Source organism: Crossiella sp. NPDC003009, from assembly GCF_053591555.1.
In genome coordinates, this window is record NZ_JBSFUA010000027.1 from 91,397 (window position 1) to 111,692 (window position 20,296).

The window sequence follows — 20,296 nt, forward strand, 5'->3', positions numbered from 1 at the left end:
TGGCCGGCCAGGGGGGATGGGCAGACCAGCGCCCTTTCACGTGGGCCCGCCAAAGGGGGGAGGGACAGGCCCACGAGGGAACAGCGTATCGGGAGTTGGCCCGGACTTCAGACGAGTTCGAACACCTCGCTCGAACGAGTTTTTCTGTTGGCGATCGCATAGCGTCGTTATGGCAGGGGTTCGCAGCCGATGCTTCGGCTCGCCGCACGCTGTCGGCCCCAGGCATGCAGGGCGGTCAGCGCCGGGCTGAGTGCGGCACCTTTCCGTCCAGGCTCTCCTTGAGCACCAGGCCCTCCGCTTCGAGCTCGCAGAGTCGCTGGGGTGCTCTGCTGCTGGACGCGGCCGACGAGCCGGCCTGCCGGGCGATCCGAAGTTCCGCGCGGCGTTCGCGGGTTACCTGGAGTGGGGCCGGCGCCATGCGTCCCATGGCGCCCACGCGCGCCGTCCGGTGACGGCAAACGGCAGCGGTTACGGTGTGCGGGATCCGCAGCCAAGTGAAGGGACACCGTGCATGACCAAGCCCGAGATCGACTTCCAGGGCGGTCCGGCCCCCACCGAACTGGTGGTCAAGGACCTGAAGCTGGGCGAGGGCGCGGAAGCGGTCCCCGGCGGCACCGTGGAGGTGCACTACGTCGGCGTGGAGTACGACACCGGGGAGGAGTTCGACTCCTCGTGGAACCGGGGCGAGACCATCGAGTTCCCGCTGAACAACCTGATCGCGGGCTGGCAGCAGGGCATTCCGGGCATGAAGATCGGCGGGCGACGTCAGCTCACCGTCCCGCCGGAGCTGGCCTACGGTCCGCCCGGCGCCGGTCACCGGCTTTCCGGCAAGACGCTGGTGTTCGTGATCGACCTGGTCAACGCGCGCTGAGCGCGTTCCGGCAGACCTGAACCGGGTCGCTGACCTGGGCGGCGGTCGCGGCGGCACGAGCCGCGGCCGCCGCGAAGCGCGGTTCGGCCAGGATGTGGCGGATCGCCGCGCGCAGAGCCGCTGGTTCCGGTGGGCGGACCAGGAGCGCGCTGCCCTGGCGGGTGGCGCGGTTGGCCAGTTCCCACTGGTCGCCGCCGCCGGGCACGATCACCAGCGGCACCCCGGCGACCAGGGCCTTGGCCAGCACGCCGTGGCCGCCGCCACCGACCACCACGGCCGCCTCGCGCAGCAGCTCGTCCTGCCTGCCCAGACCCGCCCGCGCCCACTCCGGCAGCCCGGCCGGTGGCGGGCCGAAGGTGCACACCACGGCGCGAACTCCCAAGTCCCGCAACGCTTCCAGGGTCGCCTCGGCCACGCCGACGGCTCCGGCGGCCGCGGTCGAGGCGGAGATCAGCACCAGGGGCGCGGTTCCCGGCGGCGGGGTGAGCAGTTCCTGGGTCGGTTCCCACAGCAAGGGGCCGACCACGTGTGCGTTGGTAGGCCAGTCCGGGCGCGGGACTTCCAGCGCGGGCAGGGTCGCGATCAGCCGGGCTGCCGGACCGGGGCCGCGTGCGGGCAGGCCCAGGCCGAGGCGGGCCTTCGCCTGTTGCCGTTCGCCCTGGCGGATCGAGCGGGCGGTGGCCGCGCGCAGCAGGGTGTCCCGGAGTCGTCCGGTCAGGCCTTCGCCGACGGCCAGGCCGCTGCCCACCGGTGGCAGGCCCCGGGAGGGTTCGTAGAGCGGGTGCGGGGACAGCTTCGCCCAGGGCAGGCCGAGCAGTTCCGCGGCCAGGCCGCCGCCGGGGGCGAGCACGTCGCACACCACCAGGTCCGGGCGGGACTCGGCGATCCGCGGTGCCAGGGCCAGGGCCATCGCGGCGGCGCGTTCGTGCTGCCAGCGGCCCAGGTCCTCGCGGTCGTCCTCGGCGGTCAGGGGCAGGTCGGGCAGCGGCGGAGTGGGGATGCCCGCCTGCTCGGCGGCCTGGACCCAGCGGCCGACGGTGAACAGGGTGGGCTCGTCCCCGGCTTCGGCCAGGCGCAGGCACAGCGCGATGGCCGGGAAGACGTGGCCGGGTTCGCCCCCGGAGACAACAGCCACCCGCACGGCCGCCACGCTACGGGCTGAGCCTGGACTCGGCCATCGCCTGGCCGCGTGGGTAGGCGCGGTCGACCGAGACGCGCAGGGCTCGCCGGTAGCACCGCTGGGCTTCCTCTGCGGTGGGCGCGAGGTCGCCGAGCAGGCACAGCACGTCCACGGTTTCGGTCCACAGGCCGAGGTCCTCGGCGATGGCCAGGGCCGCCTTGGCGCGGGCCGGGTCGCCCTCGGCCAGGGCCCGGTGCGCGCGGAGCAGGCCCCAGCCGTCGCCGAGCTCGCGGAAACGGGCCTCGGCCGCCTTGGGGTCCGCCTCGAGCAGGACGGCCGCGGCGGCCCAGGGGTCGTCGCGGGTCAGCTCCGGGTCGCGGTCGCCGAGGAACCAGCGCAGGCGAGCCACCAGCGCGGGATCCTCGATGCCAGAAGGGAAACCGGTCGGGGCCGCGCGCAGCTCGAAGCCGCTCAGCCAGGCCGTGGCCACCGCCCGTTCCGCCGCGGTGCCACCGGGTGCGGCCAGCGCCGCGCGCAGCGATCGGCGGGCCTCGCTGAAGCGGCCGCGGAGGAACCAGTACCAGGCAAGGGAACTGGCCAGCCGGAGCGTCAGGGGGCCCGCGATCTCCAAGGCCCGCCGCAGGTTCACGGTTTCGGCGTCCAGGATATCCAGGCAGTGGCGCTGTTCCGGGCCGCGCAGGCGGGGTTCGACGTGCTCGGCCAGGTCCAGGTAGCAGCGGGTGAACCGGGCGCGGGCCCCGGCCAGCTCGCCGCACTCGGTGAGGCGGTCCAGGCAGTAGGCGGCAACCGACTCCAGCAGCCGGAACCGCTCCCCGTCCCGGACCACCAGGGAGCGATCAACCAAGCGGGACAACACTTCCAGCACCGGGATGCCGGCCCCGGCGCACATCCGCACCGCGGCGGGCAGCACACATCCGTCGGGGTGCACGGCCAGCTCGCTGAGCACCGTGCGCTCGGGCTCGGTGAGCAGCTCCCAGCTCCAGTCGATCATCGCGCGCAGGGTCTGCTGCCGGGCCGGGCGGCCCCGGCCGTTGCCGACGGGCAGGGCGAACCGGTCGTCCAGCCGCTCGGCCAGCTGGTCCGGGCTGAGCACGCGGAGCCGGGGCGCGAGCAGCTCCAGGGCCAGCGGGATGCCGTCCAGGCGGCGGCAGATGATGGCCACCGCGGGTTCGGCCGCCGGGTCCAGTGGGCAGCCCGCCGCGGCGGCCAGCAGGCTGAACAGCTCGACCGCGTCCGGCACGGCCAGCGGCGGCACCGGGCGCACCAGCTCGCCGGGGATGTCCAGTGGCTCGTGGCTGGTGACCAGCACCCGCACCCCGGCCGCCGCGGCCAGCAAATCGGCGACCAGCGCGGCGACCGGTTCCACCAGGTGCTCGCAGTTGTCCAGCAGCAGCAACGGTTTCCGCCCGGCCAGGGCCTGGCCCAGCCAGCGCGCGTTGCCGACCGGGGCGGGTTCGGCGGTGGTGGTCTCGCACAGGCCGAGCGTGGCGATGATCCGCTCGGCGACCTCCTCGGTGGTGGCGCCGGGGCTGAGTCCGGCCAGCTCCACCAGCCAGACCCCGTCCGGGCAGTGTTCGATCAGGCCGTGCGCGGCCACCGCGGCCAGCCGGGTCTTGCCGACCCCGCCCGGCCCGACCAGCGACACCGCCCGGTGACCGGATCCCTCGGCCAGCAGCACGCGCAGCTCGGCGATCGCCTGCCGCCTGCCGACGAGCTCGGTCACCGGCGCGGGCAGGTTTGTCCGGCCCTGCCGTGGCGCGGCGAGTGCGGGCTCCTGACGCAGGATCGCCTGGTGCAGAGCCATGATCTCCGGCCCGGGCGTCACGCCCAGCTCCTCGTCCAACCGGCGTCGCAGGTCCTGGAAGCAGTCCAGGGCCTCGGTCTGCCGACCGGCCCGGTACAGCGCGCGCATCAGGGCCAGCCGCGGCCGTTCCCGCAGCGGATACCGCGCCACCAGCTCGGCCAGGCCCTCGGGCTGCTCACCCAGGTCCAGCCGCGCCAGGGCCAGGTCTTCCAGCGCGGTCAGCCGCAGCTCGGCCAGCCGGGCGATCTCGGCGCGGGCGAACGGCGCGTCGGCCAGCTCGGCGTAGGGCGCGCCCCGCCACAAATCCAGTGCTTCGGCCAGCAGCTCCGCCCTGGCCTGCGGCTCGGCGGTGGTGTGCGCGCGGCAGAGCAGCTCCTGGAACCGCGCCGCGTCCAGCTGATCCGCGGCCAGCCGCAGCCGGTAGCCGGCGGGCTGGTGCAGCACCTCGTCCCGGCCGAGCACCTGGCGCAACCGGGAAACCTTGGCCTGCAACGCGTTCACCGGCCTGCCCGGCGGACACCCGTCCCACAGGTCCTCCAGCAGCCGGTCCACCGGCACCGGGCCGCCGTTGTGCAGCAACAGGTTCGCCAGCAGCGCGCGCACCTTCGCCTCGGGCACCGGCAGCTCGTCACCGTCGTGCCCCCACACGACCAGCGGGCCGAGGACCCCGTAGCGCATGGGCTCAGCATATCGTCAGCGGCTCGTCAGCGACCGCCTTCAGGGTGCCGTCATGACTGTTCTGACCGCCCGGAAGGCGGGTCCGCGGGAGTGGGCCGGGCTCGCGGTGCTGGCGCTGCCCACCGCGCTGCTGGGCCTGGACGTGACCGTGCTGTACCTGACCATGCCGAGCCTGGCCGCCGACCTGAACCCCACCGGCACCCAGGTCTTGTGGATCATGGACGCCTACGGGTTCCTGATCGCCGGGTTCCTCATCACCATGGGCACCCTCGGCGACCGGATCGGCAGGCGCAGGTTGCTGATGATCGGCGCGGTGGCCTTCGGCCTGGTGTCGGTGGCCGCCGCCTACGCGCCCAGCGCCGAGCTGCTGATCGCGGCCAGGGCGGCCCTGGGCATCGCCGGCGCCACCCTGATGCCCTCCACCCTGGCGCTGGTCAGCACGCTGTTCCCGGACGCGGCCCAGCGGGCGCTGGCGATCGGGTTGTGGGTGACCGCGTTCGCGCTGGGCATGGCCGCCGGGCCGGTGGTGGGCGGCCTGCTGGTGCGCTACCACTGGTGGGGCGCGGCCTTCCTGGTCGCGGTGCCGATCGTGGCGCTGCTGCTGGTCACCGCGCCGTTGCTGCTGCCGGAACACCGCGCCCCGGCCACCGGCCGGTTCGACCTGGTCAGCGTCGCGCTCTCGCTGCTGGCCCTGCTGCCGCTGATCTTCGCGGTCAAGCACGCCGCCAAGGTTGGCCCCGACCTGGCCACCGGGCTGGCGCTGCTGCTCGGCGTGGTCTGCGCGGGGTTGTTCGTCCGCCGCCAGCTCCGGCTGTCCGACCCGCTGGTCGACGTGCGCCTGTTCACCGGCCGCACCTTCAGTGCCGCGCTGGGCATCCTGACCGTCGGCCTGATCGGCGTCGGCGGGGTGATGCTGCTGGTCACCCAGCACCTGCAGCTGGTGGCCGCGCTGCCGCCGCTGACCGCGGGCGCCTGGATGGGCCCACCGGCGCTGATGATGCTGCTGGCGGCCATCGCCACCCCGCTGCTGGCCCGCCGGATCCGCCCCGCCCACGTGGTCGCGGGCACCCTGCTGCTCTCCGCGATCGGCTACCTGCTGCTCGCCCAGGTCCGCCGGCCGGAGGAGGTGCTGCCGGTGGTGCTCGGCTTCGGCCTGGTCTACCTGGGTCTTGGCGCGATCGCCGCGCTGGGCACCGACCTGGTGGTCGGGGCCGCGCCCCCGGCGAACGCGGGCGCGGCCGCCGCGCTGACCGAGACCGTGCAAGAACTCGGCCTCGCTCTCGGCGTCGCCCTGCTCGGCACCCTGGCCACCGCCGCCTACCGCGCCCAGCTCACCCCGCAGCTCCCGGCCGACCTCCCACCCGGTGCCGCCGGCCCACTGCGCGACAGCCTGGCCGGAGCGCACTCGGTGGCCGCCCAGCTGCCGCCGGAGGTGTTGCGCCAGGCCAAAGAAGCCGCCATCACCGGGTTGAACACCGCCGCGCTGACCGCGGGCGCGGGCATCGTGCTGCTGGCCCTGCTCGCGGCCGTGGTGCTGCGGCACATCGGCACCCTCGGCGGCTCCGGCTACGGCACCCCGCAGGAGTCAGTCGCCCGCCGCGGCTGACCGGGCGGCGGCCATCTCCGGCTCGTGCCGCACCGCCCATTCGGCCAAGGCGGACAACGGTTCCAGCAGCGAGCGGCCGAGCGGGGTGAGGCTGTACTCGACGGTGGGCGGCACCGTCGGGTGCACCTCGCGCCGCACGAGGCCGTCGGTCTCCAGGCCGCGCAGTGTGCGGGTGAGCATGCGCTGGCTGATGTCCTCGATGGCGCGGCGCAGCTCGTTGTACCGGTGCGGCCGCCCGCCGAGCAGGATCACCACCAGCACGCTCCACTTGTCGCCGACCCGCCGGAACACGTCCCCGACCGGACAGGCCGCGAGCTCCGCCTGCGGCACCGGCCGGGGCAGCTCGTGCGCGAGCACCGCGGGCACCCCAGTGTTCGTCCCGGACATGGCGCCACCCCCTTCTGCCTCGACCCTACGCCGACGGCGAATTGGCCGGTATTGGGCGGTATCGCGCGGTTTGTGCCGCCATCTGCGAACAGAGTATTGCCGCCCCCGACGCGAGGTGGTTACCCTTCCTCCACACAAGTTAGGCTACTTTCCTTACTAATTGGCCAGCGCCGGGAGTTCCTGCTCCCGCCGCGATCCAAACGATTGTGCAAACACCTCCGCCGCCCTCGGAATGCACCATCCCTGCCCGACTAGGAGGACCCTCGATGCGCAACGCGTCCAGGTGGCACATCCGCGCGCTCGCCGCGATCGCCGTGGCCGGTCTCGCCCTGAGTGTCGCGAGCACGTCCGCACAGGCCGGTTCCCCGGTCCCCGGCAGCGCGACCGCGGCCGCGCCCGGCTTGGCCGACCCGGCGAAGAAGGAAATCGCCATGAAGATCGTCTCCAGCGCGGAGAACTCCTCGCTGGACTGGCGGGCCCAGTACGAGTACATCGAGGACATCAAGGACGGCCGCGGCTACACCGCGGGCATCATCGGCTTCTGCTCCGGCACGCACGACATGCTGGAACTGGTGCAGGAGTACACCAGGCGCAAGCCCGGCAACATCCTGGCCAAGTACCTGCCCGCGCTGAAGAAGGTCGACGGCAGCGCCTCGCACGAGGGCCTGGACCCGAACTACCCCAAGGACTGGCGCACCGCGGCCGGTGACAAAGTCTTCCAGCAGGCCCAGGAAGACGAACGCGACCGCGTCTACTTCACCCCCGCGGTGACCCGCGCCCAGCAGGACGGCCTGCGCGCCCTCGGCCAGTTCATCTACTACGACGCGATCGTCATGCACGGCGACGGCGGCGACAAGACCAGCTTCACCAACATCCGCAAGCGCGCGCTGGCCAAGGCCAAGCCCCCGGCCCAGGGCGGCGACGAGACCACCTACCTCAACGCCTACCTGGACGCCAGGGTGTGGGCGATGAAGCAGGAAGCCGCGCACGAGGACACCAGCCGCGTGGACACCGCCCAGCGGGTGTTCGTGAAGAACAAGAACTTCGACCTCAACACCCCGCTGAGCTGGAAGGTCTACGGGGACTCCTACTCCATCAAGTAACCGGAGCGCGAAGCGGACCCGCGACAGATCGGGAGCCTGCTGGCCGCCACCGCGCTGACGGGCGCGGTGGCGGTACCCGACTCAGGACACTAGGGCCGCACGCGCACACAGCATCCACCTTCCCCAACGACGAGGGCTACGACGAACTGGTGCTGGCCAAGGAGATCCCGGTCCAGTCCCTGTGTGAACACCACCTGCTGCCCTTCCACGGCCGCGCCTACGTCGGCTACCTGCCCGGCGAACGCATCCTGGGCCTGTCCAAACTGGCCAGGGTCGTCGAACTCTTCGCCCGCGACCTCCAGGTCCAGGAACGCCTCACCAAACAGATCGCCAACTGGCTGCAGGAACACCTGTCCCCCAAGGGAGTCGGCGTGGTCATCGAGGCCGAACACCTGTGCATGGCCCTGCGCGGCGTGCGCGCCACGGGCTCCCGCACGGTGACCTCGGCCCTGCACGGCGTGCTGCGCGAGAACCCGGCCTCCCGCCAGGAGTTCTTCGCCCTCAGCGGCCTGCGCGCCTGAACCCTGGCCGTGGCACAGATCAGCCGGACTTCCGCATACTTGAGCAGGTCAAAATCTGGCGCGACTGTCGCCGTCAGGACCGGAGGGGCCAAACCGCGGCGAAGCGGTTCTTGACGTTGTCGGTGAGCCGCTTCAAACCCAGCAGGTCCAGCACGGCGCGCTGCAACGCCTCCTCTCCAGTGTTTCCGTTCCGTTCGGTGACGTGGTCGAGCAGCGCCGCCAGCTCTCGCGGTGGCAACTCCTCGAACGATCGCGGTCCCAGGTGACGCGTCCGCACCTCGGCCTGGTCGGGCAACCGGTACGTGCGCGCCGTGATCCCACTTTCCCCGAGCGGATTGTCCTCGACGAGCCTCCGCTCCCGGACTGCCTGCGCGATCGCCCGATTCAACTCGCCCCCAATCAGCTTCGTTACCCTGAACCCGCCCGAGGCCCGCACGTAGGCAGTGCGCAGCCGGCTGCCCAGTACAGGCCCCTCGAACTCGACGAGGCGCACCAGACCGTCAAGCAGTTCGCGCCGCCCCGCTCCGGCAACCTGAACTAGCTCCCCGTCGAACTGCTCATATTCCGCAAGCACCGACTCCGTGGTCGGCGTTGTCCGTTCCGCGATGTCCAGGGAGGACACCGCGTCTTCGCGCGGATCCACCACCGATGTGCACGGCTCCGGGACATTGGGCACGAACCCCATCGACCCTGACACCCTCGATTCGGCGACCACCGGTTCGGGCGCCCGCGGTTCAGGCACGACCACCACAGGGGCCGGTGGCACCGTTTCGACGACCACCGGCTGGCGTGGCAGACCAGCCGACGGATCGATGGCCTCCGACACCCAGCCTGGTGGGTGGATGTCCAACTCCTGCAAGGCTGTCCAGAGCCGGGTCAGCACTGCCGGTCGGTCGGCGTAGAACTCCGACTCGCGGATGCGGAAGAACCGCCAGCCGCACCGCTCCAGGTCGCGTTGCCGGGCTAGGTCGCGCTCGTACGCGTCGGGGCCATGCCACGCGTCGCCGTCGCACTCGACCGCCAGCCGGGTCTTGCCGCCCACGACAACTAGGTCCAGTCGGTACCCCTCGGCTGGGAACTGTGCGATGACGCTGTACCCGCGGTCGACGAGGCGGTTGAACACCCGCTGCTCGAACAACGAGTCGAACGGCTCCACTCTCCGGTCTTCGGGCACCACCGTGTGCCTGGCGCCGTCCACGCCTTCCACGCGTCCAGACACGGCGTAGCAGTAGTCCAGCAATTGAAACCGCATGTCCTCGGCGTTCCCGAGATCGGACAGGCGCAGGGAGTGGAACACCCACATCTGGTCCTTGGCACGCGACGCGGCGACATTGAAACGCTGGACGTACAGGTCCTGTGTCAGCGCGCCGATCCGTTTGCCGGGCTCTGCGGCCTTGACCATGGACAGGAACATCACGTCGCGCTCGGAGCCCTGGAAGTCCGCGGAATCGCCGCACCGCAGCTCGCGCATCTTCCACTCCTCCGGCGGAACGCGCTCCAGCAGGCGCTTCTCGATCACCTTCGCCTGGGCGCGACCGAGCAGCGACACGACGCCGAAGGTCAGTCCGTCGTAACGGGGGTCGGCGATGCACTTCTCGATCTGGTCGACAATGGCATCCGCTTCCACTGGGTTGACCTTGTCAGTGACGCCACGCTCGTACCCGTTGTCCAGGAACACCGCTTTGATCGGCTCCAGGCGGTCCGCGCCGTACTGGCGCACGGGTACCAGCCGGATTCCGTCTGGCTCATAGGCGACCCGGTTCGAGAAGCCGATGATCTCGGGCACGCAGCGCCGGTGTTCCACGAGCGTGGTCATGCCCTCGAACCGCATCTTCGCCTCGTCGAACAGGCTGCGCTTCGGATCCTCCCACGACGCGCGGTACGGGTCATCCCACAGATATTGGTTGGCGAGGTCGCGCAGCTCTTGCTGGTGGGTGCCGACGGCCGTGGGTGAGACCTGCTTGTCGTCGCCGATGACCACGATCTTGGGTGCGAGGTACTGCAGGAACGTCGCCTCCAGGCCGGCCTGCGACGCCTCGTCGACGACCACGACGTCGAACATGTCCGGCTGGACGCGGAACTGCTCGGCGATCCGGTAGACAGGCATGATCCACACCGGCACAGCCGGGCGGCAGCGATCCATGGCCGCCTTGATATCGGCTCTGCGCTTGTCGGCGTAGACGCCGGTGCCCTTGCCCAGTCGATTGACCAGCTGGGCGTACTGAAGCAGGTTGGCCCGGGCCTTGCCGGAAAGTCGTTCCGGCGACACCGCGTGCCCCCACGCCCGCTCAGCGGCGAGCCGCTCCACTTGGCCGCGCACATCCTCCTCGGCCTGAAGCACCTCGGCCTGAAGCGCGTTGACGTCTTCGTTGCCGCGCCCCCGGACCCAGGCCCGTGCCACGGCCCACGCCCAAGCCGCGTCCCAGTCGGCCAGCTGCTGTACCCAGGCGGGGTCCCGCGGAGCTGCCAGCACGGCTTCGTACACGCCGGGCAACACGCGTGCCAGAGTCGCCGCGATGTCGTCGCGGCGACGCGCTTGCCGAGTCACATCGGTCAGGCGTGCCAGCCGGTGGTAGGCGGCCGCATACGACTCGTGGTCGCGCTCCTCGGCGGCTTGCGCCAGGCGTTGCACGCACGGCGCGGCGTCGGACCACTGCGCCACGTCGGCGATGGTCCGCGCAACCTCCAGCAGCGGCACTGTGGCGGCGGTACGCGCGTCGGAAACGGCGGCGGCGTCGACGAGCCGGGCATAGGTCTGCACGGCCTCAAGGTCTGTCCAGTTCGGCCGGGGGAGGCTGAGACCCGCCAGGCCGCGTTCCTCCAATTCAAGGGCTTCGCCCAGCGTCAGTACGCGGCGCAACTGTGCCAGCTCCGTCACATGCCACTGGAGCCGTTCGCTCAACGTGTCCTCTGCCGGGATGTGCACCGAGTCGGGCCACGCCTTGTCCAATGCGCCCAGCGTCCTGGTGGCCTCGGCCCAAGCCAGGAACAAGTCCAGCTGGCCGGCCGCGGTGGGCGGAACGCCATTGACGCGCACCGCGTGGAACAGCGGCTGAGCCTGCTTCACGGCCTTGGGTGCGAAGGCGCTTGTCCTGGGCGAGCCGTCCGGGTTGGTTTTGAGCCTGCCGCCGTCGCCGAGGTGCCCGCGCAGCGAACCGGCCAGCGCGACGAGCGTACCCAGCTCGGCGTCGCGGACCTCCACCTCGGTGAGCGGGCCGAGCTGGTCGACGAGGGGACCGACGCGCCCGATGAGCCGGGCCACCTGGTCACCGCGCGACCGCCAAATGGTCGCGCGGCCGGCGAGCACGTCGGACAGGGCGTTGTTCATCCAGTCCTCGCACCGCCGCGACAGGTCTTCGGCTTCCCGCGCGAACTCGTTGAGCCGCTGACGCAGCGACGTCCGCGTGGGCTGGTCCAACCGACGGACGGCGTCGAAGGCCGTGTGGCTGGTGAGGCTGCTGTGTCCCTGCTCGGCGGAAATGGCCTGCCGTTCCGCGGTCACGAGTGCGGCGAACGCTTCGGGGGTGGGCACATCGGTGAGGGGAAGCCTCCTGAGCCGCGACTCTGGCTCGTCTGCGTTGAGCGCGTCATCCACCACGCTCCGGTGCCATTCGACGATGTCGCCCGCCGGAACCGGGGATGGGAGGACGCCAGTCACGTCGGTCAGGTCGGCCAGCCAGCCGAAGCGTTCTCGCTCAGCCGCCACACGCTTCGCGATGGCGGCGAGAGTGCCGCGGTAGTCGCCGACCTCGTGCTGGGCGACCTCTTCGCCGCGTGCGTCGAGCAGTCGTCGGTACAGTCCGGCGCGACGTCGGCGAAGTGCTTCGATCGCCGTGAGGTGATTCTCGATGGCCCGGTGCGCGGCCTCGGCGTCGTACTCGCCCGCCACGTGGCTGATTCGTTCCACGGCGACCTTGAGATCTGCCAGATCCGACCTCGAGGAGCCAACGACGGAAACGGCCAGCGGCGCGATGGAGTCGGGCAGCTTCGCCCGCACCTCCTTCAGCGCGCGATCGGTGTGCGCGGTGACGAGCACCCGCTTGCCCTGCGCGAGGAGGTGGGACAACAGAGCGGCGACTGTGTGGGTTTTGCCCGTTCCGGGCGGACCCTGCACGAGGGTTTGCGCCTTCGCGTCAACCTGCCCCAGGACGCGCAGCTGTTGGTCGTTGACCGGCAACGGCAGAAAGGGGTCGGTGTCGAGCTGGACCAGTGCGCCCGGTTCGGGCGAGCGCTCCGCGGCCGGCCGATGGTCCGGGTCGACGAGCGGAAGCAGCCCATCCGGAACGACACCGGATTCGGCTAGCTGCGCGGCGACCGAGTCAAGGATGTCAACGATTCCCTGCCGCGAACGCCTGCGCAGGATGAGAGCGGGGGCGAATGCGGCCACGGCGTGTGCCACGGGCTTCTGAGGGTCGTCATCGTCGACGTATGCGGCACCGCCATCGAGGGCGTGCACCAGCCGTCGCACCACGCCGCCCACGACATCGCGGCGTATCACGGCCACCTCGACCTCACGGGCCTCGCTCTTGATCTGCGCGACGTGCTGTGGGTTGGCCACCCGACCGGGGGCGAGCATGTCGAGCTCGACGTTCATGCCGTCCGCGACCTCCGCCTGGTGAAGGGTCAGCCATCCGGTGTCGTCGTCGAAATGGATCACAGCGGGCACGGTGATGAGATGACGGCGGACCTCATCATGGCCGGCCGGCGCCCATGACAGACAGCCGACGCCGACGACCAGTTCGAGTTCCTCGGCATGTCCCGTTGCGGTGACGTAGACGGAGAACAGGTCGTTGTAGACCTCCCGCGCCGGTCGATCGGTCCGTTCGCGCTCGGCCCATACCGACCACCGCGACTCCCATTCGGCGAAGGCGTCACGGATCGCGGGCACGTCGTCGAGCGTGGTGCGCTGGTGCCCTTCGCCGATCGACCCGCGCAGGCACGGCGAGCCAGCCGGGTCGTCCCATCCTCCGGCCAGCCACGGTTGCAGCTCCGCCTCTGGCTCTGGCGGGTCCTGGTGCGCGACCCGCTCAACCGTGATCAGGGCGGCGCCGGGCTCGGGCTCGTCCTCCCGGTGCGCGGACCGGATAGCGGGGTGTACGGGCAGCTGTCCGAACCACAGCACCGACTCGTAGCTGCTGGTGGTGCGGGGCGGGTTCGACTTGAGCTGTTGGCTCCGCGCCAGGAACTCGAAAAGCCGCACCGCTCGATCAACCGCTGTTCCCCGCACATTCGGAGCAACGCCGTTGTCCGCCACAGCCGACCCCCCTTCTTCACTGAACCGACACGGTTCTCATCGCCTGGGACGGGTCCGGCGATACAGCCGAAACCACACTGTTACGAATCTGGTCTGCGGTTTTGCGGCAGCGCTCGGCTGGGCAGCATGCCGACGGCTGGTGCGCGAAAGTTAGCCTGAACGGTCTACTTGATGAGCCCGCTTGGGCGCGTTGGATCACGCCTGAACACGGCACTGTCGTTCCTGCCCGAAGTTGGTCGGAAAGCGTTCCCGATCGCCTCTGCTTTCTGCTATGAACGGCTGGTGGCGGCCTTCGGGGGGAACGTTCGAGAAGCGTATGAGGCGATGCGATGCTACCGAGAAGAGTTCCATCGTACCTGCGTCGCAACCTTTGCGGAAAGGTTCGGGCAAATTCCCGACGAGGCTGAACAACTGAATTGGCGCATCACATGGGCGCTTCTGTTGGGGGCATGGATGAAGGCCGGACTCGGCCAACTTCGCTTGCTCCTGTCCCCGTCACTGCCCGGCACGAGCCAGCGTGTGGACGCTCTGTTGCTGGGCACCGGAGTCACCGGCTTGCTGACTGTGGTGTTGGTGGACGTCGATGATCTCGTCCGGCTCGATGAAACTGACGCGCTCTTGGTCGCGGTCGACGGCGTGCCCCGCACGCATCCGAGTCGACGGGCCGCTGCTGCTGCGGCTTACCTCCGCGCTCGCCTGGCCTCCCGGGAGCAGGTCGCCGACGTGCGGGCGGTGACCATCCTGCACCGGGCATCGCCGGGGATGGTCGACCGGTTACGAGCGGCCGCCGCCAACAGCCACGGGAGCCGGGAGGTCTCCCTGCTGGGCACACACCACCTCGACGAAGACAGGTTTGCCCTGATCGACCACTTCCGCTGCACGGACCTGAGTGCGCCGACTGATGAGCAGGTGCAGCAGTTCCTCGAAGCCGCGCCTACACCCGCGCGTCCCGTTGTCGAACAGCTTCCCGGCATGGTGCGGGAGGCGGGCGACCTGGTGCTCCTCGGCCCACAGCAGGACGCCTACCTCAGCGTGACCAGGGCGGCGGCCCGCGCCAGCAACCACGTCTTCGCGGTAACCGGAGGCCCGGGGACGGGCAAGACGGCGCTGGCAGTCCGCTTGGTCGCGGACGTTCCACGCCGGGTCGCTGGCCAGCAAGCCCGGTACATGACCTCGTCCGCGCCGGCGTTCGAGCGCCTACAGCGGGCCGGACGCCCCGCGGCGGTGGAAAATCGCTTCGCGCTCCTCGACGGGTCCGCCGCGCCGCTCGGCGATCGGCGAGAGCTCCGAGTGGTGGACGACGCACACCGGATCGAGCGCCGTACAGGTGTGCTGGCGCGAGTCCTGGACGGTGATGGCACCCGCGTCTTCTGCTTCGACGACCGGCAGGCATCGGAAGCTGGTCGCGGCGTGACCGTCGCGGAACTGGCCGCCGCCGCGGGGCGCCGGGGAAGGTCGTTCACCCACGTCGACTTGACGGCGCAGTTCCGCTGTGCCGGATCGGCGCGATACCTCATCTGGGTCGACGACGTGCTCTTCGGCGAGGACACGCGGGGATGGACGGGCGACCAGCACTACCTCGGCCTCGCCGAAACCGAGGTCGTCCTAAGGAATTGGCTCAACGGCCACGCCACCAACGGCCACACCGCCGAACTGGTGACCGCACGTCCAGGAGGTGCGTCGGCGTGGTGCGGGCACGAACTCGACTACGCGGCGGTGCTGATCGGCCCCGATCTCTTCCGCAGGCGTGGCCGCTGGGTCACGGGCCCGGCGCGGTCCCGAGACGCGACCGCGGAAAGCTCTGTGCCCGAGGACCATCTACGGGCTGTCCTGCTCACCTACCGGATGCTGATGACGCGTGCTTCACGGGGCGTCTTGCTTCATTCCAGCGATCCCGAGACTCACGATTTCCTGAAGGGCTTGCTCCCCTTTCGAGCGATGCGGGGATCCGAATGACCGGGGAAGGGACTGCGGTGAGCCCGCCACGAAGCGGGAAGCGGTGGTCGCAGGCCGAGGAGGACGAGCTGCTGTGGGAAACCCGCGGCACGTTCACCGTGGCCGAGATCGCCGAGCGGCACGGCCGGTCGGAGAACTCGATCTGCATCCGAGTCGCCAGCCTTGTCCGCGACGTGCGGGAGTTCGAGTGGCACGAGGTCCACGGCCATCGTCCCGCGTTCGACTGGGCGCGTGAGGAGCTGCGCAAGGGCGTGGAGGGATCGCTCTCGGCGCAACAAGCCCGTGCCGACAGCGCGACCGGCACGCCATTCATTGAGGCGCCACTGGTGAAGGCGCCGCCGAGGCAGAAATCCAGCCCGCTGCGCCGGGAACGGGCGATCACGGTGGAAGACGAGATCGTCCAGGTGTGGACCTCAATCACCGGCAAGGCAGCCGGGTTTGTTCCTGGCACAGCTGAACTCGACGTGCTGGCACACGTCGAACGGGAGACGCTCATCGAGACCGGCCGCCGACTGCACCAGATGTACGGCAAGCTGGTCGTTTCCGACTGGGTGGTCGAGTGCGACTGGGCCAACGTCGAGCAGCTGCGGATCACCGCCACTCAGATAGGTGACCAGGCCGATGAGGCCAGGTGGACCGGCGCCGAACTGCTCAGAGCGGGCCTCGTCAAAGTGCCACGGGGAGACCGCGACATCCTGCTCCAGCGGCTGGGGCTGGAGGGTGAGGGCACGACGCTGAAGGCGATCGGTCAGCGCTTCGGCGTGACACGGGAACGCATCCGCCAACGCCAGACCCGCGCGCTGAACCGGTTGCGAGTGGGCGATCCCGGCACCGTGTTCCGCGCGTGGGACCACGTGCGCGGGGTACTGCTAGCCGCACTCGGGAACGCCGATGGCGCTCCCGCCCCCGATCTGGTGCTGTCTTTCCTGGACTTGGCCGTGCCCACCGCGCCCCGCACTGAGGCCGTGCGGATCGTGGCGGCGCTGTGCGGCTGTTCGTCCGAGGCGGGAATGGAGCTGGCGACCCGGGTCGTGCAGCTAGACCGGCTTCGGAGTAATGAACGCGAGGCGGAACTCCGTGAAGAGAAACGACTCGGCAGGCTCAATGCCCGTCTCCGGTTCGTCGTCGACAACGCCGACTGGCCGCCCGGCGTGGCCGCCCCGGTTCTCGATGGGGACCTGCGCCCGCTACGGCTCCCGCGTGAGGCGGACGGTCTGAGCGAGTCCGGTTGGTGGTATGCCGAGTCACTGGGCCGGGAGGTCGGCTTCGACTCCGGCGTCGAACTGCGGTTCGCGCAACGGCTGGACATCTCTGACTTGGTGCGGACGTACTGCGAACAAGCCCTGGCGATTCCGTATCGCCTGGAGGGCCGTCAACGCTCCTACTACCCCGACTTCGTCGTGGACTTGACTGATGGGCGACGCCTGGTCGTCGAGATCAAGGCATCGCCGACCGACTTCGCGATGTACGAGAACATCGTCAAGTTCGAGGCCGCGACCCGCTATTGCCATGCTCGCGGCTGGGGCTTCGTGGCCACCAACGGCTACCGCACCCCGGCCTGCCTCCTCCGCGAGGAGGTGAGTCCGGAAAGGGAAAAAGCGTTGGTTGATGTGCTGGAGAGCGGTGTAGCCGACTGGCCGACGATCCGAGCCCAGATGTTGCGCCACAAGATTGCCCACGTCGAGCTGGCCGCCATGATTGTGCGCAATGAGTGGTTCTGGCGCTCCGGACCATATCGCCTGTCCATCAGGCCACTGCGTCCATTCACATGATCAGGTGAGCCCGGCGCGGGCAATGTCGCGACCGCATGGAAACGGGGAGCCCGGCATCGCCGGGCTCCCCGCTGTCGTGACCGGCCTCAGGAGCCGGGAACCGCCTGGGCCTTCGGGTTGCGTTCGAAGACCGACCAGAACGAGGACGAGCAGTAGGCGCAGTTCGGGCCGAAGTACAGCCCGCGGGCCTGTTCGTCGCCCATCAGATGGAAGCGGAACCACGCGGTGATGGGGCCGTGCAGGGCGGCGATGCCGTAGTGGTCGGCGCCGCGCTGTTCGGCGTAGATGGCGGGCACCTGGGTGGCCTGGGTGTAGGTCCGGCGGACCGTGGCCGGCCGGACGGTGGGGTCGTTCTCGCCCGCGTAGAACACCGCGGGGCCGCGCACCCGGCCCGCGTTGCTGAAGGCCAGGGGGTAGATCGGCGCGATGGTGTCCACGCGGGGGTCGGCCCCGGCGTCGACCGCGGCGCCGCCGCCGAAGGAGTGGCCGGTGGCGCCGACCTTGTCCAGGTCGACCTTGCCCTGGAAGACGCTGCCCGCCTGGCCGTTCTCGGTGGTCAGGTGGTCAAGGCCCTGGAGCATGGGGCCGCCGGTGCCCGCGTTGCCCTCGGCCGCGGCGACGATGAAACCGTGCGAGGCCAGGTGGTTCAGCAGCGGGGCGTACCGGTCGAGCTTGGAGACCGCGCCGTTGTTCCACAGCAGGACCGGGTGCTTGAAGCAGCCCAGCGTGCCCAGGTTGACCGGCCGGAACACGGTCGTGCCCCGTCCGTTGGAGGCGGAGGTCACCGCGAACGGGCCCGCCGCGGCCCACTGGCCGTTGACCGAGGTGCAGGGCGAGATCGGCGGCGTGCTGGTGGTCGTGGTCGGGGTGCTGGAGCTGGTCGGCGTGGTGGTGGGGGTTGTGGTGGTCTCGTTCTCGGTGATGAGGGTCTTGATCTGGTTGAACACCCCGGCGTCACTGGGGAAGGCGAGGTGGTCGATGCAGGTGGGGGTTTGGCGGTTGCCTGCTCCGGCGAGCTCGGCCGAGGTGCTCGGGCTGACGTTCCAGTCGCAGGTCGAGCGCAGCGTCGTGTACCGCACCGCGGGGGAGCCCGGCACCTCGGTGCCGGAGTTGAGCGCGGCCAGCCAAGGGGAGCCGATGGCGAACTGCCGGCACGAGGTGTAGAGGTTCTGGCACATGGACGCGGTGGTGGTCCCGTGGTGCGGGCCCGCCATGGAGAAGTACATCGACACCTTGTCCTGCGCGCCGGAAACGTGCTTCAGATAGGAACGCGCGGCCAGGGTGGAGGCCGACCAGGTCACCAGGACGACTTTGCGCGCGCCGCTCTGCGCGAGCACGCTGTCGACCTTCTGCCCGATCTCGACACCCGCTTTGGTGAGGTCGCCCTTCATGTTGAAACTGTCGGTCCAGGTGTGCACCCGGTCCGGCCGCCAGCCTGCGCTGACGAAGTTGCGTCTCATCGGTTCCATGGCCGAGGCCTGGGCCGTCATACCGGGAATGAGAATGACCGGATCATGCTCCACCGCGGACAGCGGCGCCGGTTCCGCGCTGGCCTGGGCGGAAATTCCGGTTATCGCCAATACCGCGGCCGCCAGCAAGGCCAGCACGGCGAGAAGTGCCGCGGCAGGGGCGCGAAGACCGGGGAAGGCTTGCTTTTGTGGCATGGGAGAGCCTCCAGGAAACAGGGAGAATGCAGGGGTGAGAACAGGTGTCCTAGGTCACGCTGTTCCTTGACGCTACGAAAAGGTGAACGCCGGCACCATGTGCGGGCACACATTCCTTCGGGACCCGCTATGTCGCGGACCCCAGGTTGCGCTGGATACCGGCGACCAGGCGGCGGGCCACGTCCTCGCCGCGGCCGGGCGGCCAGTTGAGCAGACCCGCGCCGGAGGCCATGCCGCGGTGGCCGTCGCCGAGCAGTTCGTCCAGGCCGGGAAAGGGTCCCGTGGCGGTGGACAAGCTGGGGGAGAGGCTGGTCAGGATGGCGCGGGTGAGGTCGAGGCCGATGTAGTCGGCGTTCTCCATCGGCCCGACCGAGGCCAGCCGCAACCCGAAGCTGGAACGCACCACGGTGTCGATGGTGGCGGCGTCGCACACGTTGTCCCGCAACAGGTGCAGCGCTTCCCGCAGCAGCGCGAACTGGAGCCGGTTGCCGATGAAGCCGGGCACGTCGCGGTGCAGGCGGACCGTGGTCTTGCCCAGCGCGCCGAGCAGCTCCTCGGCCTGGCACACCAGCTTCGGCTCGGTCTTAGCGCTGGGCGCGAGCTCCACCAGCGGGATGAGGTGCGGCGGGTTCCACCAGTGCACGCCGACCAGCCGGCCGGGATGCCGCATCACCGACCCGACGTCGGTGAGGGACAGGACCGAGGTGTTGGACCACACCGGGATGTCGGGGGAGACGGCCGCTTCCACCGCCGCGATCACCTCGTGCTTGACGGCCAGCCGTTCCGGCACCGCCTCGATGACGAACTCGGCCGGCCGCAACGCCTCCGCCAGCCGGGGCGTGGCGGTGATCAGGCTCCGCGCCCGCTCGCTCGCCTCCTCGGACGCGCCGCACAACCGCAAGGCCGTGCCGAGGCGCTCGGGCAGGCTGTCCAGGGTCGCCGGGTCGGAATCGTGGATGTGCACCTGGTGGCCGCCCCTGGCGAGCGCGACCGCGATGCCGTGTCCCATGAGCCCGGCACCGATGATGCCGAATCGCGCCATGACTTCTCCTTCGTTTCTGGTGAAGATCCAAGTTCTCTACGGGTCGCGCAGCGCGTGCAGGCGGAGCGCGAGCTGGATCTCCAGGAGCCGGTCCGGGGACTGCCAGTCCTGACCGAGCAGGCTGCCGATCCGGTCCAGGCGCTGGCCGACCGTGTTGGCGTGGATGTGCAGCAGGTCCTTGGTGCGGGGCACGTGGCAGCCGCTGGCGAAGTAGGCCGTCAGGGTGCGGATGAGCTCGGTGCCGCGGTCGCGGTCGTAGTCCAGGACCGGCCCCAGGGCCTGCCGGATGAAACCGGTGTGGTCGGCCCGGTCGGCCAGCACCAGACCGATGAAACCCACCTCGGCCATCGAGGCGCCCGAACCCTCGCGGCCAAGGCGGAGCAGTGCGCGCAGGCACCGCTCGGCCTCCCGGTAGGCGGCGGCCAGGCCCGCAGGGCCACGCCCCGGGCCGCCGGCCGCGACCGTGACCGGGCAGCCGGCCTGCGCGCCGAGCGCGG

Annotated in this window: 13 protein-coding genes; 6 read left to right on the forward strand and 7 right to left on the reverse strand. The window is 70.4% G+C overall.

Going from position 1 to position 20,296, the window contains the following annotated elements; all coding sequences use genetic code 11:
• The first annotated feature begins 511 nt into the window (after positions 1 to 511).
• A complete protein-coding gene (locus ACWDY5_RS25700; protein ID WP_449724719.1) occupies positions 512 to 871 on the forward strand; it encodes an FKBP-type peptidyl-prolyl cis-trans isomerase in 360 nt (119 codons plus the stop codon).
• On the opposite strand, the gene ACWDY5_RS25705 is transcribed toward ACWDY5_RS25700, so the two are convergent.
• Positions 858 to 2,012: a glycosyltransferase gene (locus ACWDY5_RS25705; RefSeq protein ID WP_449724720.1), complete on the reverse strand. Its 1,155-nt coding sequence runs from the start codon at positions 2,010 to 2,012 to the stop codon at positions 858 to 860. The genes ACWDY5_RS25700 and ACWDY5_RS25705 overlap by 14 nt on opposite strands.
• Before the next feature lie 10 nt (positions 2,013 to 2,022).
• Positions 2,023 to 4,494: an ATP-binding protein gene (locus ACWDY5_RS25710; protein ID WP_449724721.1), complete on the reverse strand. Its 2,472-nt coding sequence runs from the start codon at positions 4,492 to 4,494 to the stop codon at positions 2,023 to 2,025.
• Positions 4,495 to 4,546: 52 nt separating this feature from the next.
• On the opposite strand from ACWDY5_RS25710, the gene ACWDY5_RS25715 reads away from it, so the two are divergent.
• Positions 4,547 to 6,100 carry an MFS transporter gene (locus tag ACWDY5_RS25715; protein WP_449724722.1) on the forward strand — a complete coding sequence of 518 codons (1,554 nt, stop codon included), beginning with the start codon at positions 4,547 to 4,549 and terminating at the stop codon, positions 6,098 to 6,100.
• Here the strand turns inward: ACWDY5_RS25715 and ACWDY5_RS25720 are convergent.
• Positions 6,080 to 6,487: a winged helix-turn-helix transcriptional regulator gene (locus ACWDY5_RS25720; RefSeq protein WP_449724723.1), complete on the reverse strand. Its 408-nt coding sequence runs from the start codon at positions 6,485 to 6,487 to the stop codon at positions 6,080 to 6,082. The genes ACWDY5_RS25715 and ACWDY5_RS25720 overlap by 21 nt on opposite strands.
• Before the next feature lie 266 nt (positions 6,488 to 6,753).
• Here ACWDY5_RS25720 and ACWDY5_RS25725 point away from each other — a divergent pair, with 266 nt between their 5' ends.
• Positions 6,754 to 7,590, forward strand: a complete 837-nt coding sequence (locus ACWDY5_RS25725; RefSeq protein ID WP_449724724.1) for a chitosanase — start codon at positions 6,754 to 6,756, stop codon at positions 7,588 to 7,590.
• Positions 7,554 to 8,111: a GTP cyclohydrolase I gene (gene folE / locus ACWDY5_RS25730; RefSeq protein ID WP_449724733.1), complete on the forward strand. Its 558-nt coding sequence runs from the start codon at positions 7,554 to 7,556 to the stop codon at positions 8,109 to 8,111. The genes ACWDY5_RS25725 and folE overlap by 37 nt, the downstream gene beginning before the upstream one ends.
• Positions 8,112 to 8,184: 73 nt before the next feature.
• On the opposite strand, the gene ACWDY5_RS25735 is transcribed toward folE, so the two are convergent.
• Complete coding sequence (locus ACWDY5_RS25735) at positions 8,185 to 13,365, reverse strand: AAA domain-containing protein (protein WP_449724725.1); 5,181 nt, start codon at positions 13,363 to 13,365, stop codon at positions 8,185 to 8,187.
• Positions 13,366 to 13,536: 171 nt separating this feature from the next.
• Here ACWDY5_RS25735 and ACWDY5_RS25740 point away from each other — a divergent pair, with 171 nt between their 5' ends.
• Both ACWDY5_RS25740 and ACWDY5_RS25745 read left to right on the forward strand, forming a co-directional pair.
• Entirely contained in the window at positions 13,537 to 15,321 is a 1,785-nt protein-coding gene (locus tag ACWDY5_RS25740) for a DNA/RNA helicase domain-containing protein (RefSeq protein ID WP_449724726.1), read from the forward strand.
• Positions 15,322 to 15,338: 17 nt separating this feature from the next.
• Positions 15,339 to 17,093, forward strand: coding sequence for a sigma factor-like helix-turn-helix DNA-binding protein (locus ACWDY5_RS25745; protein ID WP_449724727.1), 1,755 nt, complete (start codon positions 15,339 to 15,341; stop codon positions 17,091 to 17,093).
• Between the two features lie 86 nt (positions 17,094 to 17,179).
• Here ACWDY5_RS25745 and ACWDY5_RS25750 read toward each other — a convergent pair whose 3' ends face one another.
• The 3 genes from ACWDY5_RS25750 to ACWDY5_RS25760 all read right to left on the reverse strand — a co-directional run.
• Entirely contained in the window at positions 17,180 to 18,757 is a 1,578-nt protein-coding gene (locus tag ACWDY5_RS25750) for a poly(ethylene terephthalate) hydrolase family protein (RefSeq protein WP_449724728.1), read from the reverse strand.
• A 127-nt stretch (positions 18,758 to 18,884) separates the two neighbouring features.
• A complete protein-coding gene (locus ACWDY5_RS25755; protein WP_449724729.1) occupies positions 18,885 to 19,799 on the reverse strand; it encodes a 3-hydroxyacyl-CoA dehydrogenase family protein in 915 nt (304 codons plus the stop codon).
• A 36-nt stretch (positions 19,800 to 19,835) separates the two neighbouring features.
• The coding region (locus ACWDY5_RS25760) for a PucR family transcriptional regulator (RefSeq protein WP_449724730.1) at positions 19,836 to 20,296 on the reverse strand (461 nt) is incomplete at its 5' end.